Annotated in this window: 12 protein-coding genes; 10 read left to right on the top strand and 2 right to left on the bottom strand. The window is 45.3% G+C overall.

Annotation, left to right across the window (positions count from 1 at the left end):
* Nucleotides 1-195: 195 nt before the first annotated feature.
* The 8 genes from AOT11_RS05120 to AOT11_RS05085 all read left to right on the top strand — a co-directional run bounded on the left by AOT11_RS05120 (nucleotide 196) and on the right by AOT11_RS05085 (nucleotide 10,807).
* Nucleotides 196-963 carry an SH3 domain-containing protein gene (locus AOT11_RS05120; RefSeq protein ID WP_017421249.1) on the top strand — a complete coding sequence of 256 codons (768 nt, stop codon included), beginning with the start codon at nucleotides 196-198 and terminating at the stop codon, nucleotides 961-963.
* 225 nt (nucleotides 964-1,188) lie between these two features.
* Entirely contained in the window at nucleotides 1,189-1,737 is a 549-nt protein-coding gene (locus AOT11_RS05115; RefSeq protein WP_026050470.1) for a phosphatase PAP2 family protein, read from the top strand.
* A 4-nt stretch (nucleotides 1,738-1,741) separates the two neighbouring features.
* A complete protein-coding gene (locus AOT11_RS05110) occupies nucleotides 1,742-2,788 on the top strand; it encodes an MJ1255/VC2487 family glycosyltransferase (RefSeq protein WP_017421251.1) in 1,047 nt (348 codons plus the stop codon).
* Nucleotides 2,789-3,140: 352 nt separating this feature from the next.
* Nucleotides 3,141-4,100 carry a transcriptional regulator LeuO gene (leuO, locus tag AOT11_RS05105; protein ID WP_017421252.1) on the top strand — a complete coding sequence of 320 codons (960 nt, stop codon included), beginning with the start codon at nucleotides 3,141-3,143 and terminating at the stop codon, nucleotides 4,098-4,100.
* Between the two features lie 187 nt (nucleotides 4,101-4,287).
* Nucleotides 4,288-6,093: an AMP-dependent synthetase/ligase gene (locus tag AOT11_RS05100; RefSeq protein WP_026050471.1), complete on the top strand. Its 1,806-nt coding sequence runs from the start codon at nucleotides 4,288-4,290 to the stop codon at nucleotides 6,091-6,093.
* Nucleotides 6,094-6,552: 459 nt separating this feature from the next.
* Nucleotides 6,553-8,277 (top strand): acetolactate synthase 3 large subunit, encoded by a 1,725-nt coding sequence (locus AOT11_RS05095; RefSeq protein WP_017421254.1) that lies wholly within the window; start codon nucleotides 6,553-6,555, stop codon nucleotides 8,275-8,277.
* Between the two features lies 1 nt (nucleotide 8,278).
* A complete protein-coding gene (gene ilvN / locus AOT11_RS05090) occupies nucleotides 8,279-8,773 on the top strand; it encodes an acetolactate synthase small subunit (RefSeq protein WP_011078726.1) in 495 nt (164 codons plus the stop codon).
* A 153-nt stretch (nucleotides 8,774-8,926) separates the two neighbouring features.
* The gene (locus tag AOT11_RS05085; RefSeq protein WP_017421255.1) at nucleotides 8,927-10,807 is read left to right on the top strand and encodes a sensor domain-containing diguanylate cyclase; all 1,881 of its coding nucleotides are present in this window, start codon (nucleotides 8,927-8,929) and stop codon (nucleotides 10,805-10,807) included.
* Between the two features lie 477 nt (nucleotides 10,808-11,284).
* Here the strand turns inward: AOT11_RS05085 and AOT11_RS05075 are convergent, their stop codons facing one another.
* Together AOT11_RS05075 and pykF are read right to left on the bottom strand one after the other, a co-directional pair.
* Nucleotides 11,285-11,947, bottom strand: a complete 663-nt coding sequence (locus tag AOT11_RS05075) for a GntR family transcriptional regulator (protein ID WP_017421257.1) — start codon at nucleotides 11,945-11,947, stop codon at nucleotides 11,285-11,287.
* Between the two features lie 167 nt (nucleotides 11,948-12,114).
* On the bottom strand, nucleotides 12,115-13,527 hold the full coding sequence (gene pykF, locus AOT11_RS05070; protein WP_026050472.1) for a pyruvate kinase PykF: 1,413 nt from the start codon (nucleotides 13,525-13,527) through the stop codon (nucleotides 12,115-12,117).
* 429 nt (nucleotides 13,528-13,956) lie between these two features.
* On the opposite strand from pykF, the gene AOT11_RS05065 reads away from it, so the two are divergent.
* Both AOT11_RS05065 and glmS read left to right on the top strand, forming a co-directional pair.
* Nucleotides 13,957-14,718 carry a DeoR/GlpR family DNA-binding transcription regulator gene (locus tag AOT11_RS05065; RefSeq protein ID WP_017421259.1) on the top strand — a complete coding sequence of 254 codons (762 nt, stop codon included), beginning with the start codon at nucleotides 13,957-13,959 and terminating at the stop codon, nucleotides 14,716-14,718.
* A 68-nt stretch (nucleotides 14,719-14,786) separates the two neighbouring features.
* Nucleotides 14,787-16,616: a glutamine--fructose-6-phosphate transaminase (isomerizing) gene (glmS, locus tag AOT11_RS05060; RefSeq protein ID WP_017421260.1), complete on the top strand. Its 1,830-nt coding sequence runs from the start codon at nucleotides 14,787-14,789 to the stop codon at nucleotides 16,614-16,616.
* The last annotated feature ends 24 nt before the right edge of the window (nucleotides 16,617-16,640 follow it).

The raw sequence follows: 16,640 nt of genomic DNA, 5'->3' as shown, positions 1-16,640 counted from the left end.
ATGAGTTGTCGCTACGTAATGTGACATCACTGCTAAAGCGTTTGCTTTCATACTTTTCTAATGCTTGCCCGAAACGGTGTTCGCCTAGCACTATTGGGCACTAAGAAAATAAGGTGTACCGATTAATTCCGGGTTGGCTGGCGCTTAGCGCTCGATGGAACAAGAGTTAAAGTGATGAAGAGAAGGGAGAAGATAATGTCTAATAAATCGGCTTGGTATGCAGTGTTAACATTGAGCTGCTTGACGTTACTTGGCTGTCAATCGACCAGTACCGAAAGAAAAGTAAGCAGTGTTTCTTCGGCACAATTATCTAAAAATGCAGAAGTATTACAACAGCAGCTTGAGTTGACGTTGAGCTCTCAGGAACAGAAAACCTTCCTAACCGCAATGGCGACTTTGTTGGAAAGTCAGAGTTCTGAAATGGCTGGTGGGGAGGAGAAAGAAGGGTTGAAGGCGTCACAATGGCGTATTGCTTCTTCTGATCCTAAAACCAAAACGTTTCTTGTCGGGACTGACGTTTACCCCGGAGTAACATTAAAAGGGGAACTGTCTCTACTGGATTTGCCATTCAGTGCCACCACGGTTGTTAACTTACGCTCAGGTCCATCTGCGAAATCGAATAAAGTAGGGCAGCTACACACGGGAGATGTCTTCATCGCGCTGGCAAAAGTCCCCGGTGCACCTTGGTTGTTAGTCGAGAGGCAGGGAATGATAGAAGGCTACGTACATCAAGGTTATGTACAAAGCCGTATCGAACCGCGTGACATTTTATCGGTGAAGCCCAATGCAGCGTTAACGCCGAAAACCCGATCAGCAAGTCAAAAAATATTGTGGACAGGCAGTTATCAATGTCGTGATTTACAGTATCAGCTCAATGGTGCCAATCAGGCTCGCTCAGGCAATTTGATGGCATGTCGAAAAGACAAAAACATTTGGTATATACAGTCGATCGATCCCAGTTAATTTTCGCGATGGCGATCTCTTCTCTTTATTGATGTCAAAGAGAGCACTCTGTTCGTGCTCTCTTCGTTCTTCTCTGCATCCTTTGTTCCTTTCGCTATCTTCTTGATCACCCAAGCCTTATCAAGGATTCAGGGCGTTGTCACTAAATCGCCAAATTCCTTTCATGGGATTGTCACTCTGATTTCCTAGCTTAGTAGCAGGAGAACGACATTCAGGATGGCAACAATGAAATCGATCAACACGCTGCGTCTGCCGATACAACGTATTGCAGACTTTGACTTTGCGCTTTCTAGCTTTTGCTTAAAACATAGATTCAATTACCAAGTAGCAACCATAAGCAAAGCAATTTCCCACAGTGGCGATGGGCATCTTTACGCTTTAATTGGACTGGCCGCATGGTTGGCTATTCCTTCACTAGGTACGTGGTTTTTGCTCTGTGGTTTACTGGCCTTTATCATCGAGTTGCCCATTTATTGGGGACTCAAAAACAGTTTCAAGCGCCGTCGGCCAGAAGAATACAGTGCCTATTTGCCCGCTTTTATCACCCCTTCTGATCGCTACAGCTTGCCTTCGGGTCACACCGCCGCAGGGTTTGTCATGGCCACCATCACTAGTTACTTCTTCCCAGAGTTGACATGGTTTGCATTTAGCTGGGCGGCCCTTATTGGGTTGTCACGCATTTTACTGGGCGTGCATTTTTTTAGTGACATTGTGATTGGTGCTCTGCTCGGTCATGCCTGTGCCACTTTGGCCTTGATTCTTGTGATGGAGTGAGCCTATGAAAATTCTGTATGGCGTACAAGGCACGGGGAATGGTCATATCGCCCGTGCTCGGGCAATGGCAAACGCTTTTGCGGCGCAGCATTGCCAAGTGGATTTTCTTTTTTCTGGTCGAGACCCGAAGCGCTATTTCTCCATGGAAGCCTTTGGCCAGTACAAAACGTGTCGAGGGCTCACCTTTGCGACGAAAAATGGCCGTGTGGATTATTGGCAAACTGCGCTCGAAAACAGTTTATTGACTCTGAAGCAAGAAGTGCAGCAGCAAGATCTTAGTCAGTATGATTTGGTGATCAGTGACTTTGAGCCCGTTTCGGCGTGGGCTGCTAAACGACAAAACAAGCCCTGCATTGGGCTTAGTCATCAAAATGCGTTTCGTTATTCTGTGCCATTGCGGGGGGCATCATGGCTCGATAAGCAAGTACTGCGTCATTTTGCTCCTGCTAACATTCATTTAGGTTTGCATTGGTACCATTTTGATCAACCGATCTTACCGCCGATTGTTCACACGCTTTGTTACCAAACCGAGCAAAGCGATGCGATTCTGGTTTATTTACCCTTTGAACAGTTGGAATCCATTTGCGAGTTGTTGTGGCGTTTTAAATCGCAGTCATTCATCTGTTATCACCCAGATGTGCTCGCGGAAGAAATGGAAGGCAATATTTCACTCCGTGCGCTCGATCATCATTCATTTCAATTAGATTTACATCGTTGTAAAGGGGTGATCGCGAATGGTGGTTTTGAGCTTCCTTCAGAAGCGTTGACCTTAGGTAAAAAATTATTAGTGAAACCACTTGAAGGGCAATTTGAGCAACAAAGCAACGTGGCGACCTTAGAAACTCTTGGCTTAGCGACGGTGATGGACACCTTGGACAGTCAGGTTGTGCGGCGTTGGTTGCAAGACGCGTTGGCGGAAAAAGTCATTTATCCTCAAGTGGCGCCGGCGATTGTCGAATGGATACTCAAAGGTGAGTGGTCATGTCATCAAACGCTGTGTGAGCAACTATGGCAACAAGTCGACTTTCCCAGTTACGTGTCAATTTCATAACGCTAATATTGACGAGATTGTTGGGTTTGGTGGTGAAACAATAGTTGGAGTAAATGCTTTAGGTGGGTTAAGAGATGAGACATCACTTAGCTCAATAATTGCTACTTATGAGGGTATTTCTGTTTTTTATAGTTTTTTAGGTTTTGCTTAAATGTATGTTTTTAATCAACAAAAATGATAATTGGCTAAAATATTGTGATTAATTATCAATCTAGTTGCTAAACATCAATGAATTCAATGATAGTGAGCTGCGCCCTGAGAGTGATGGGGGCGATAAATATAAGAAATACAGGTTATCTATTCCTGACTATCAAATTCAAATTTGTTGACCGTTACACGAGAGGCGCACTAGATGTTAGATAAAAAAGATGCGATGAGCGCGATTGCCAGCTATCGAATGGAAAGTACTTTACGCGGAGTGGATCTCAACCTACTGACGGTATTTGATGCCGTTATGCAAGAGCAAAATATTACTCGCGCAGCACATAATTTAGGCATGTCACAGCCTGCAGTGAGCAACGCGGTTGCTCGCTTAAAAGTGATGTTTAATGATGAGCTTTTCATGCGTCAAGGGCGTGGTATTCAACCGACCCAGCGTGCTCGCCAATTATTTGGCCCAGTCCGCCAAGCGCTGCAATTGATCCGCAATGAATTACCAAGTTCTGTATTCCAGCCTGAGTCTTCAACTCGTCTGTTCAAACTGGCGATTTGCAGCCCATGTGATATGCGTTTTGCACCACGCATTATGGCAGACATTCATAACAAAGCGCCTAATGTACAATTGCATTTGGATGCAGAGTTTGATCGCATGCTCTCTGAGCGTATGCGCTATCAAGAAATCGACTTTGTGATTGATTACGCACGTTTTGACGAGCAAGGTTTCTCAAGTACAGAGATCTTCAAAGATGAACTCGTGGTTGTGACGTCTAAGCAGCATCCTCGTATTCAAGGTAAAGTGACAGAAGCGCAGTTGATGCAAGAGCGTCACGCGAAACTGTCTCGCATTCACGGCCAACGCAGCTTCTCTGAGCAAGCGTATCGCGATCTGGACGTGGCCGCGTATTTCGAAGGCACAAGCTTGAGCAACGTTCTGTATGTGGTTGGTCAATCTGAGCTTGTGACGATCGCGCCTCGCTGGATTGTGGAAAATGCGGCAAACAACGCGCAGCTACAGATTATTGACTTCCCATTTGAAAATCGTGAAATCAGCGGTTTCTTAAGCTGGCACGAGTCATCAGAAAAAGACAAAGGCCACATTTGGCTGCGTGATCTGCTGATGGTGACATGTGGCGAAGTGGTTGCAGCGGTATAACCGACACGGCCTGTTACAAATTGAATGCCCTCATTGAGCCTTGGCCGTGAGGGCATTTTTTTATCTTGTTATTGATGATTCTCTCTAATTGAGCATAAGTTTGACCCTCATCAGTTGCGTTTTTTGTTCCCACCGCTACACTGTGCCCGCAAATAGAGCTTACATGTGTAAGCCAAAGGTAAGAGACATGGCCAATTTAGATTTTCACATCGTAAAACGAATTCGTAAGCAGATTGCACAAGGTGCGGAGCGAGTTGCGCTCAAGCATAAAGTTGGTGCAGTTTGGCAAGGTATTAGCTGGAAGCAATTTGGTCAGCAAATTGATGAATTATCCCTAGCGTTGCTTGCGCAGGGCATTGAAGTCCAAGATAAGATCGCTATCTTTTCTAACAACATGCCGCAGTGGACGGTGGCCGATTTTGCTGCTCTACAATTACGTGCAGTCACGGTTCCGATTTACCCAACCAATACGGCAGCTCAAGCGGCTTATATTGTGCAAAATGCCGACGTTAAAGTCTTGTTCGTGGGTGAACAGCCACAATTTGATGCCGCAGTGAAAATCTTCGATGAGTGTGAGCAACTGAACTTGATTGTCGCCATGTCAGACGATATTGATTTAGGCGAACATCACTTTGCGATCCATTGGAAAGCCTTCATTCAACAAGGTCAACAAGAGGCTCGCGCTGAGCTCGAACGACGTTTAGAACAAGCAAACTTTGAGGATTTGCTGACATTAATCTATACCTCTGGCACCACGGGGCAGCCGAAAGGGGTGATGTTAGATTACGCCAACATTGCCGCTCAATTAGAGGGGCATGATCGACGCTTAAGCCTGACAGAAAACGACGTTTCGCTTTGTTTCTTGCCGTTGTCACACGTTTTTGAGCGCGCGTGGACCTTTTACGTTCTGTATAAAGGCGGTACAAACTGTTATTTGCAAGATACCATGCAAGTTCGTGACGCTCTGAGTGATATCAAGCCAACGGTGATGTGTGCCGTACCGCGTTTTTACGAGAAAATCTTCTCTGCCATCCATGAGAAAGTGTCTCGCGCACCGCTGATGCGCAAAATCATGTTCACCTGGGCGGTGAACATGGGCGCGAAGATGTCCGTGTGCCACCAAGAAGGTCGCCAGCCTTCATTGATGTTGAAAAAAGCCCATGCGTTGGCGGATAAGCTGGTGTTGTCAAAACTGCGTGCCCTGCTAGGCGGCAATATCAACTTTATGCCATGTGGTGGTGCAAAATTGGATGAAACCATTGGCCGTTTCTTCCATGCGATTGGTATCAACGTAAAGCTGGGCTACGGCATGACCGAAACCACAGCAACGATTTCATGCTGGGATGACAAGTGCTTTAACCCCGACTCAATCGGCATGGCGATGCCGAGCGCACAAGTAAAAATTGGCGAAAACAACGAAATTTTGGTTCGTGGTCCGATGGTGATGCGTGGTTACTACAAGCTCCCAGAAGAAACGGAGAAAACGTTTGATGAACACGGTTTTCTCAAAACGGGCGACGCGGGTCATATTGATGAGCACGGCAACCTGTTCATTACCGACCGTATCAAAGAGCTGATGAAAACTTCTGGAGGCAAATACATTGCTCCTCAGATGATTGAAGGTGCGATTGGTAAAGATCATTTCATTGAGCAAATCGCGGTGATTGCCGATACACGCAAATTCGTTTCAGCGTTGATTGTGCCTTGTTTTGACTCTTTGGAAGAGTACGCCAAAGAGCTCAATATTAAGTATCACGATCGCGTTGAATTGATTAAGCATCACCAAGTTGTGGAAATGCTGGAGAAGCGCGTTAACGATCTGCAGAAAGAGCTGGCGAAATTTGAACAAGTGAAGAAGTTCAAGTTGCTACCAAAAGCGTTTTCTATGGATGAAGGTGAGTTGACGCCAACGCAGAAATTGCGCCGTAAGGTGATCAACGACAAGTATCAAGACGAAATCGAAGAAATGTATTCAGAAAAGAAAGAGAAATAAGCTTTTCTGTCGAACATTGACGTCACATTGATCCTTGATGAACCTCACTGAGTGTGAAACGCCAGTGAGGTTTTTTCGTCTTTGACGCCCATAAAGCAGGCGTTGCCTTGTCTTGTCTAGAACAGAATTCTCGCCGTCAGAACTGAGTGAGGTGTGAATTTTTGTTCTTTTTTAACGAAGAAATATGGTGATCATCCTGTTTAACGGCCTTTGGCCGCGATCTATTCCTTATTAAGTGCTAATAAATAGCATCTTGTTTAAATTTCGATCTATCTCTCATTAGACCTGCTGATAATAAAAAGTTACATTTGTTGCGTTACCTTGCTCTTTGTTATGACAAAGGCAGGACATAGCAAAAATGAAGTTTTTTCGAATTAGGCTACAAATAAGCCCTAAACTATGTAAAACCAGCCCATTAGATTGACCTTATTTAATGGAAACTGGCTAAGGAGAAGCACTATGACAGCAATGTTGTCAGGCGCAGAGATGGTTGTTCAATCTCTGATCGAAGAAAACGTAGAGCAAATTTTTGGTTATCCCGGTGGTTCAGTACTGGATATTTATGATGCTCTTCACGCCAAAACTGAACAAATCAAACATGTATTAGTTCGTCATGAACAAGCCGCGACCCACATGGCTGATGGTTATGCTCGTGCCACCGGCAAACCCGGCGTTGTCCTAGTCTGTTCAGGACCTGGCGCAACGAACACCATCACCGGAATTGCCACGGCTTACATGGATTCCATCCCGATGATCGTTATTTCAGGAAACGTACCAAATAGCTTAATTGGTAATGATGCTTTCCAAGAGTGCGATATCGTTGGTGTTTCTCGCCCTGTGGTTAAACATAGTTTCCTCGTTAAGCGTGCGGAAGACATTCCTGAGACCATCAAGAAAGCATTTTACATTGCCACGACAGGTCGCCCTGGTCCTGTGGTGATCGACTTGCCAAAAGACGTGATGAACCCGCAGATCAAACTGCCTTATGAATATCCTAAGTCAATCAGCATGCGGTCATACAAACCAACCACTTCGGGCCATAAAGGCCAAATCAAGAAAGCGCTAAAGGCATTACTTGAAGCTAAAAAGCCCGTTCTTTATATCGGTGGTGGGGCGATTATCTCAGGTGCGCATGAGTCGATCCTCAAGCTGGCTGAAACACTAAATGTGCCCGTTGTCAGCACACTAATGGGGCTTGGAGCTTTCCCGGGAACACACAAAAACGCTCTAGGCATGCTCGGCATGCATGGTAAATATGAAGCCAATATGGCGATGCATAACGCCGATCTTATTTTTGGTGTCGGGGTACGTTTTGATGACCGTACCACCAACAACTTAGAAAAATACTGTCCTAATGCGAAGATCATGCACATCGACATCGACCCTTCTTCGATCTCGAAAAACGTCAAAGTTGACCTACCCATCGTGGGGTCAGCGGAGCAAGTGCTTGAGACCATGGTGACACTTCTTGAAGAGCAAGGTGCTGAAAACGATACGCAAGCCTTAGCGAGCTGGTGGGATGAAATTGAAGGCTGGAAAGCACGCGATTGCCTCGCCTACGATACCTCTTCGGAGCGTATCAAGCCACAGCAAGTGATCGAGACACTGCATAAGCTGACCAATGGGGATGCTTACGTTGCGTCAGATGTAGGCCAGCATCAAATGTTTGCCGCGCTTTACTACCCGTTCAACAAACCGCGCCGTTGGATCAATTCTGGTGGTTTAGGCACCATGGGCTTTGGTCTGCCCGCTGGTATGGGGGTGAAATTCGCCATGCCAGAAGAAGAAGTGGTGGTGGTGACGGGAGATGGCAGTATCCAAATGAACATTCAAGAGCTGTCGACTGCGATGCAATATGACATTCCGGTCAAAATTATTAACTTGAACAACCGTTTCCTTGGAATGGTGAAGCAGTGGCAAGACATTATCTATCAAGGTCGCCACTCTAACTCATACATGAGTTCGGTTCCCGATTTTGCAGCCATTGCAGAAGCTTATGGCCATGTAGGTATTCGTATTGAAACCCCCGATCAACTCGAGTCAGAGCTTAAACGCGCCCTCGACATGAAAGATCGCTTGGTGTTTGTCGATATCAATGTGGATGAAACTGAGCACGTCTACCCGATGCAAATCAAAGGCGAAGGTATGGACAAAATGTGGCTAAGCAAAACGGAGAGAACTTAATATGAGACACATTATTTCGTTGTTAATGGAAAACCAACCGGGTGCCTTGTCTCGTGTGGTAGGGCTGTTCTCTCAGCGTGGCTATAACATTGAATCTTTGACCGTTTCACCCACGGACGATGAAACCTTGTCTCGTTTGAACATTACCACGATGACCGACGAGATGCAGTTAGAGCAAATTCAAAAGCAGTTACATAAACTGATTGATGTGCTGAAAGTACAAGAGGTGACGGAGTTCGATCATATCGAACGTGAACTGATGATGGTGAAAGTGAAAGCCAGTGGTTTTGCTCGTGCAGAAGTGAAGCGTACTGCGGATATTTTCCGAGGTCAGATTGTCGACGTTACGGCCTCGCAGTACACGGTGCAACTTGCAGGTACCAGCGAAAAGTTGGATGCTTTCATTCAGGCCATTTCTGAAGTCACGGAAGTGATTGAAGTTGCGCGCAGCGGTGTGGTCGGCATTGCTCGCGGAGAGCGTGCTCTTAAAGCCTAGTTTGTTGAATTTACAGAGATATGGCCACCTAGTGTGGCCATTTAATTATGTGACTTCACCACCACTCTGTAGGCCGATGCGTTGGTTAAAGAGATAATGAACTGTGCTATACTCGCGCGGTCTTTTTCCCCATATCATAGGTAGGTTTAGCGAGTGAAAATCAGAAAGCTGCTTGGCATTCTCGTTCTTACCAGCGCGTTTTTCGCTGCACTCATTGCTATCTACTATCAGGATAAATACCAAGATCTGCTCAAGGCGAATATTGAAAATACCGCGAAAGAGGCGCTCAATCAGCTCTCCTACACCGAGCGTGAATACAACAACTTGTATGATCAAGTCGCCTCGGTATTACAACTACTGACCTATAACCAAACCTTGACGGATTTCGTCGTTGATCCCAACCCTCAATCGGAAAGGGCGCTAATGTCTTTGTGGGAATCTGTGGTGGTCAACCAAAAGTGGTATACCGAAATCCGCTTGTTGGACACGGAAGGGATGGAGCAGTTGCGTCTCAATTACGACGTCAGCAGTAATTACTTTTTCCCTGCGGCGAAGATGCAAAACGACGCAAACGAAGCCTATTTTATCTATGCCAAGACACTCGAAAATAGCGAGATTGGGGCATGGGGAATCACGTTAGACACGCGAGATGAGCAATTAATTAAACCTTATGTACCCGTTATTTCTATTTTTACTCCAGTGACGATACGTGGTGAGCGCAAAGGGTATTTGGCGCTAAATCTGAATGTGGATTACATCGCTGATCGGTTGAATTACTCACCCGTCAAGGATTTTGACATTGAGATCGTCAATGAACGTGGTTACTTCGTCATCAGTGAGGAAGAAGAAAAGCAGTTTGGTGACCTACTGCCAGAGCGTGCGGCCTTTCGTTTTAGCGATCAATATCCGCAAGCTTGGCTGCAGTTTAGACACCAGAAAGCGGGTTACAGCTACGATGAGCAGGATTTAGTGGTTCATAACGGTGTTAGCTTTGGCCAAGACAGGGATCTCTACTTGCTGATCGATATGGATCAGCAGCAGTTAATGGAACGCTCGAAAATTGCCGTGAATGATCTTACGCGTGAAGCTCTATTTGTGTTGTGTTTGATCCTCGTTGTCGCGCTGCCTTCTCTGACGATTGTACTGCACTATCGCCAGCGCAATTTAGAAAGTAAATTGGCCAGAGCGGCTTTGAACGGCATGACTGCTGTGATGATTTCAGACACCTCTCACCGCATCATTCTCGTGAATCATGAATTCGAAGTGATGTTTGGTCATCAGGGAGATAAGATTGAAGGGAAAAGCGCTCAACAACTGATCTTTTTGAATGACGAATTAGAAACCGTGATCAAAGCATGGGGCGAGTTGCAAAAGAACGAGGTATGGGAAGGGGAGATCCGTTGCCAAACCAAACTCAACCATATCATCACGGTGATTATGCGTATTCAGGCGGTGAAAAACTCTCTCAATCAAGTGAGCTACTACATTACTTCGCTGGTGGATATCAGTGCGCGCAAAGAACTTGAAGAGCGTTTGAGAAATTTAAGTGAGCGTGATGAACTGACACAAATCTGGAACCGACGTAAGTTTGAACAGCAGCTTTCTCAACATACTAGTTTGATCGAACGCTATCCTGCGACACCTATGGCGTGCTTAGCCTTAGTTGATATCGATTATTTCAAGCGAGTGAATGATGAGCAAGGTCATGATGAAGGTGATCGCGTGATACGCGAAGTGGCTAAGATTCTTCAAAATGGCTTGAGAAACACCGATGTCTTAGCGCGTGTTGGTGGTGAAGAGTTTGCCATCATCATGCCACATACCACCGTTTCGGCCGCGGAAGTAGTGCTAAATCGTCTGCGTGTCGCGGTGTCGATTTCCAAACAAGTCGATGTCACGATTAGCGTGGGCTACACCGAACTTACCTCCAACAGCACCCTCAGTTACAAATGTGCTGATATTGCCTTGTACGACTCTAAAAGCTCAGGTCGCAATAAAGTCTCCCTCTGCTACAACGATGAAGATCTCGCTTAATCCGCTACTATGGAATTGTAACGAGATATATACAGTTAGACTAAAGTCTAATATGTGAGCAAAATTGAACTAAAATGGTTATTAAGTAAACTGTCACCCCTAAGTGAGTTTGCTGTGATTGCTGTCATGTTTGGTGGCGATAAACAGTAAGAACGGTCCAGTGCAGTTTGCCCTTGTCTTGAACGGAAACGTCGCGCGTTGCGTGTTTATAAGGAAATATTCAGTTCGGGCGCCAGAGGCAGAGTATGTTAAATCATTTTTTAGTTAGATTGACCATTGGAACCCTAGTGGTACTTGGATTTAAATTGAGCGCAATTTACTTCTTATTGTTGATCCTTTTGCTCAACACGCATCACAAAGAGTTCTTTGGCTGGTAGATGCAAACGCATCAACTTGAAAAAGCAACTTCAAGTTGTTTGGGCATCACGCAAAAAAAATCGGGGAATATCCCCGATTTTTTGTTTCTGCAAAATGAAATTAAGCGGCTTGGATAGCGGTTTCAATCATTTTCATCGAACTATCAAGATGGCTGTCTAAAAGGCGCGCCGCTTCTTCGGAATTTTTTGCCAAAGCAAGTTTCATGATCATCTCATGCTCTTCAATATCAAACAGAGAGTGCTTATTACCTTGGTGTTGGGAGAGAGCAAAATAGCGGTAACGTTTAATTTGATTGGCGAGATCTCTAAAGAAATCAAACATGTTTCTTGCTTCAGCGCCTGCAAGTAACGTGGTGTGGAAATGGTTGTGGCGCTCTTCCCATTCTGTCCAATCTGGTGTGGTGTCTAAATTCTGGGCGCGGGAAAGTTTGTGATAAGCCGTTAGTACTTCAAGTTCCCAGTTTTCATTTCCGCAAGCGATTGCTTTTTTCAGCAAAACAGGAGCCACGACGCGTAGGCTTTCATAAAGATCGCGCAGTTCGTTTTCGCAGACTGGGGCAACCCAACAGCCTTTTTGTGGTTCAAGTTTGACGTATTTGCTCCAAGAGAGCTGTACGAGTGCTTCGCGGATTGGTGATGCCCCAACGTTGTACTTGTCTTTTAGATCCGCAACGACTAATTTTTGTCCTGGTTTCAGCTCGCCATGAAGAATATCCTGGCAGATCATTTTTGATACTTTGTCAGTTAGGGTCGGGCTAGACACAAGAAAACCTCATTGATAACAATATATTCTGTATAGTAAGAATGTGATTATTTTAACGGTACGCAATTCTGGTTGATAATATAGCGTACTGATTGTTATCGCAAGCCGTTTCATAAAAAAAGAGGACCGAGGCCCTCTTTTTATTTTTTACAAATTGTAACGAATTCTTATAGTACGTGTACTGACGCAGTATTCGTTGTACCAGATGCAACAAGAGCACCAGATACCATCACAACGATGTCGCCTTTGCTACCTAGGCCAGATTCAAGAGCAAGCTCTTTACCGGTTACGTAGAACGCATCCGTGTTGTCGATTGAATCAACAACAACAGGTGTAACACCTTTAGTCAGTACAAGTTGAGCTGCTGTCTTCTTGTTGGTCGTTAGCGCAAGAATGTTTGCAGTTGGGAAGTACTTACGTACAGAACGTGCAGACTTACCACCTTCAGTTGCAACGATGATCAGTGGTGCTGCTAGTTTCTCAGCTGTGTCTACTGCACCTTTACATACCGCTTCAGTGATACGTAGGCGTGGGCTGTCTAGACGAGAGCCTAGCTCTGCTTTTAGTACAGAATCAGTACGGTTAGCGATTTGTGCCATGATAGTTACCGCTTCAACAGGGTATTTACCTTTCGCTGTTTCGCCAGAAAGCATGACTGCATCAGTACCATCCATGATTGCGTTCGCAACGTCACCCGCTTCTGCACGAGTTGGACGTGGGTTCTTGATCATAGAATCTAGCATTTGAGTTGCAGTGATAACCACTTTACGTGCGCGGTTACATTTTTCGATCATCATCTTCTGTGCGAAGATGACTTCTTCTGCAGGGATTTCTACACCTAGGTCACCACGAGCAACCATGATACCGTCAGAAAGCTCTAGGATTTCATCGAAGTTATCAACACCTTCTTGGTTTTCAATCTTAGAAATGATCTGAATGTTCGCGCCGCCGTTTGCTGCTAGAACTTCACGGATTTCTTTCACGTCAGATGCTTTACGGATGAAAGATGCTGCAACGAAGTCAACGCCTTGCTCACAACCAAATTTAAGGTCGTTTTTGTCTTTTTCAGATAGTGCAGGTAGGTTTACAGAAACGCCTGGTAGGTTAACACCTTTGTTTTCGCCTAGAGCACCGTTGTTCAGTACTTTACACTTAACTTCAGTCGCAGTCGTTGCGATAACTTCCATCTCGATTAGACCATCGTCAACTAGGATAGTGTTACCAGCAGATAGATCCGCAGCAAAACCTGGGTAAGTTACTGCTACGATGTCTTTGTTACCAACAACAGAAGTATCAGTCGTGAAAGTGAACTCTTGACCAGCTACTAGATCAACGTCGTCGCCGTTTTCTAGTTTGATAGTGCGGATTTCAGGACCTTTAGTGTCTAGTAGGATAGCAAGTTGCTTACCTGTGTTTTCCATTACTTTGCGGAAGTTCGCGATACGAGTGCCGTGCTCTACGTAGTCACCGTGAGAAAAGTTCAGGCGCATTACGTTCATACCTGAGTTGACTAGTTCAGTCAGTTTCTCTACAGACTCAGTTTTTGGGCCAATCGTACATACGATTTTGGTCTTTTTCATGGAAGATACTCTCCGGTCAATATAGTTACAATTTGAAAGTCGGTGTGTGTAGCCTAATGCCTTTACATGTCCCACTTTTTTAGCTTCTCAGCGGGCCTATCTACAAAAAACTTAATGACATCAGGGTTGAAAGTCTTTCATCAAGTTTAGTCATTTTATGACCAACTCAATAATTCAAAATTCTCTATTTTTGTGACTTTCTCCACTTTATATGAAGAAAGTTGCAAAAAAATAACGGTCAATTCTGTAATAAATTTTCTTTTCGGAGGCGAATTCTACCACTGAATTCAGTCAATATCACTGTCTAAGAATTGTCTTAGGACAAGGTTTCAGCGCTATTTATTAATTTTTTGGATCGAAATAAATGGACTAAAAAGTTTCACTTCAACTATAATTTCTTTCAATTCGAAACTTAAAGTTAAAAATTAAATGTCGAAACGAAACACTCAGCTGAGAAGACACAGTATTTCTAAATTGGTTAATGAGAAAGGAGAGGTCAGTGTTGACGAGCTCGCTCATAAATTTGATACCTCAGAAGTCACGATTCGAAAGGATTTGGCGTCATTAGAAAAGAATGGCCAATTGTTGCGCCGCTACGGTGGCGCGATTGCGATCCCCAAAGAAGTGATTCATGAAGAAATGAGTCAAAACGTTTCGGATCGAAAGCTAAAACTCGCAGAGAAAGCCGCGGAGCTGATTCGAGACCACAACCGCATCGTGATCGACAGCGGTAGCACAACCGGGGCGCTTATTCAGCAACTCAACAGCAAGCGTGGTTTGGTGGTGATGACCAACTCATTGCATGTAGCCAACGCGTTGAACGAGCTGGAAAGTGAACCTACGCTTTTAATGACTGGCGGTACTTGGGACAACCATTCTGAATCCTTCCAAGGCAAAGTGGCCGAATCGGTGTTGCGATCGTACGACTTTGACCAGCTATTCATCGGCGCAGATGGTGTTGACCTGGCCCGTGGGACCACCACATTTAATGAACTTGTCGGCCTGAGTAAAGTGATGGCGGAAGTCTCACGAGAAGTGATCGTCATGGTTGAGTCCGACAAGGTGGGGCGCAAAATCCCGAATCTCGAACTGGCGTGGGAAATGATCGATATTCTGATCACCAACAATGACTTGCTGCCAGAATACAAAGCCGAAATGGAAGCCAATGGCGTGCGCGTCATCTGTGCCTAATCTTTTTCCTCGTGACGACTTTTGCTTGCGAAGTACGAGGAAGCAAAAAATAAAAATGGAGATAAAACATGTGTGGAATCGTTGGTGCTGTTGCACAGCGTGATGTCGCAGAGATCTTGGTTGAAGGTCTACGTCGTTTAGAATACCGCGGTTATGACTCTGCGGGTGTTGCAGTGGTTGATAGCCAATCCAACCTAACTCGAATTCGCCGCTTGGGTAAAGTACAAGAATTGGCGGATGCTGTGGAGCAAGCCGAGGTTGTTGGCGGGACAGGGATCGCGCACACGCGTTGGGCGACTCATGGAGAGCCTTCTGAGATCAACGCGCACCCACATCAGTCGGGTGACATCAGCGTGGTACACAACGGCATTATTGAAAACCATGAAACGCTACGTGAGTTGTTGCAATCTCGTGGCTATGTGTTTGAATCTCAAACGGATACTGAAGTGATTGCTCACTTGGTTGAGTGGGAATTGCGTACCGCAGCGTCATTACTTGAAGCCGTACAAAAAACCGTTAAACAGTTGGAAGGTGCTTACGGTACTGTGGTATTGGATCGTAAAGATCCTTCTCGCTTGGTTGTTGCGCGTTCTGGTAGCCCGCTTGTGATTGGCTATGGTATGAAAGAGCATTTTATCGCCTCAGATCAACTTGCGCTGTTACCCGTTACCCGTCGCTTCGCTTTTTTAGAAGAGGGCGATGTGGCGGAAGTGACTCGTTTTGCGGTCTCTATCTTCGATGCTCAGGGCAACCAAGTTGAGCGTGAAATCAAAGAGTCGGAAGTTTCACACGATGCCGGTGATAAAGGCGAATACCGCCACTATATGTTGAAAGAGATTTATGAGCAGCCAGTGGCGATTCAGCGTACCCTTGAAGGGCGTTTAGCAAATGGTCAGGTCGTTTCTTCGGCATTTGGAGAGAATGCAGAAACCCTGTTAAGCCAAGTTAAACATGTACAAATCATAGCTTGTGGTACCAGCTATCATGCTGGTTTAGTGGCTCGATACTGGCTTGAAGAGTGGGCTGGCGTGTCTTGCAATGTTGAGATCGCTTCGGAGTTTCGTTACCGCAAATCACACGTGTTTGAAAACTCGTTGTTAGTGACAATTTCTCAGTCTGGTGAAACTGCAGATACCTTGGCAGCACTGCGTCTGGCTAAAGAAATGGGTTATATGGCGAGCTTAACCATTTGTAACGTACCTGGTTCATCATTGGTTCGCGAGTCGGATATGGCGTATATGATGAAAGCGGGTGCGGAGATCGGTGTTGCATCAACAAAAGCGTTCACCGTGCAGTTGGCAGGGCTATTGATGCTGGCAGGAGCAATTGGTCGTCACAATGGCATGAGCCAAGAGCAACAAGCGAGTTTGGTATCGTCTCTTCAGTCTTTGCCTGCGAAAATCGAGCAAACGCTTTCAATGGCAGAATCTATCGAAGAGCTTGCAGAAGATTTTGCCGACAAACACCACTCTCTATTTTTAGGCCGTGGTGAGCAATCTGCGATTGCGATGGAAGGGGCGTTAAAGCTAAAAGAGATTTCCTACATTCACGCAGAAGCCTATGCAGCTGGGGAATTAAAGCATGGTCCTCTAGCTTTGATTGATGCTGAGATGCCTGTCATTGTCGTGGCTCCGAATAATGAACTGCTAGAAAAGCTCAAGTCAAATGTTGAGGAAGTGAGAGCAAGAGGCGGATTGATGTACGTATTCGCGGACGTTAATGCTTCGTTTGAAAGTGATGAAACAATGAAAGTGCTTAATGTGCCGCATTGTGATCCTTTTATTGCTCCGATAGTTTATACCCTGCCACTTCAGTTGCTTTCATACTACGTTGCGCTCATCAAGGGAACGGATGTGGATCAGCCTAGAAACTTGGCGAAAAGTGTTACGGTTGAGTAACTCAGAAAGTAAAGGGCTGCAAAA

The organism is Vibrio vulnificus NBRC 15645 = ATCC 27562 (genome assembly GCF_002224265.1).
Lineage (GTDB): Bacteria > Pseudomonadota > Gammaproteobacteria > Enterobacterales > Vibrionaceae > Vibrio > Vibrio vulnificus.
The sequence above is the reverse complement of the archived record's forward strand: the minus strand, read 5'-3'. Positions and strand labels throughout refer to the sequence as shown.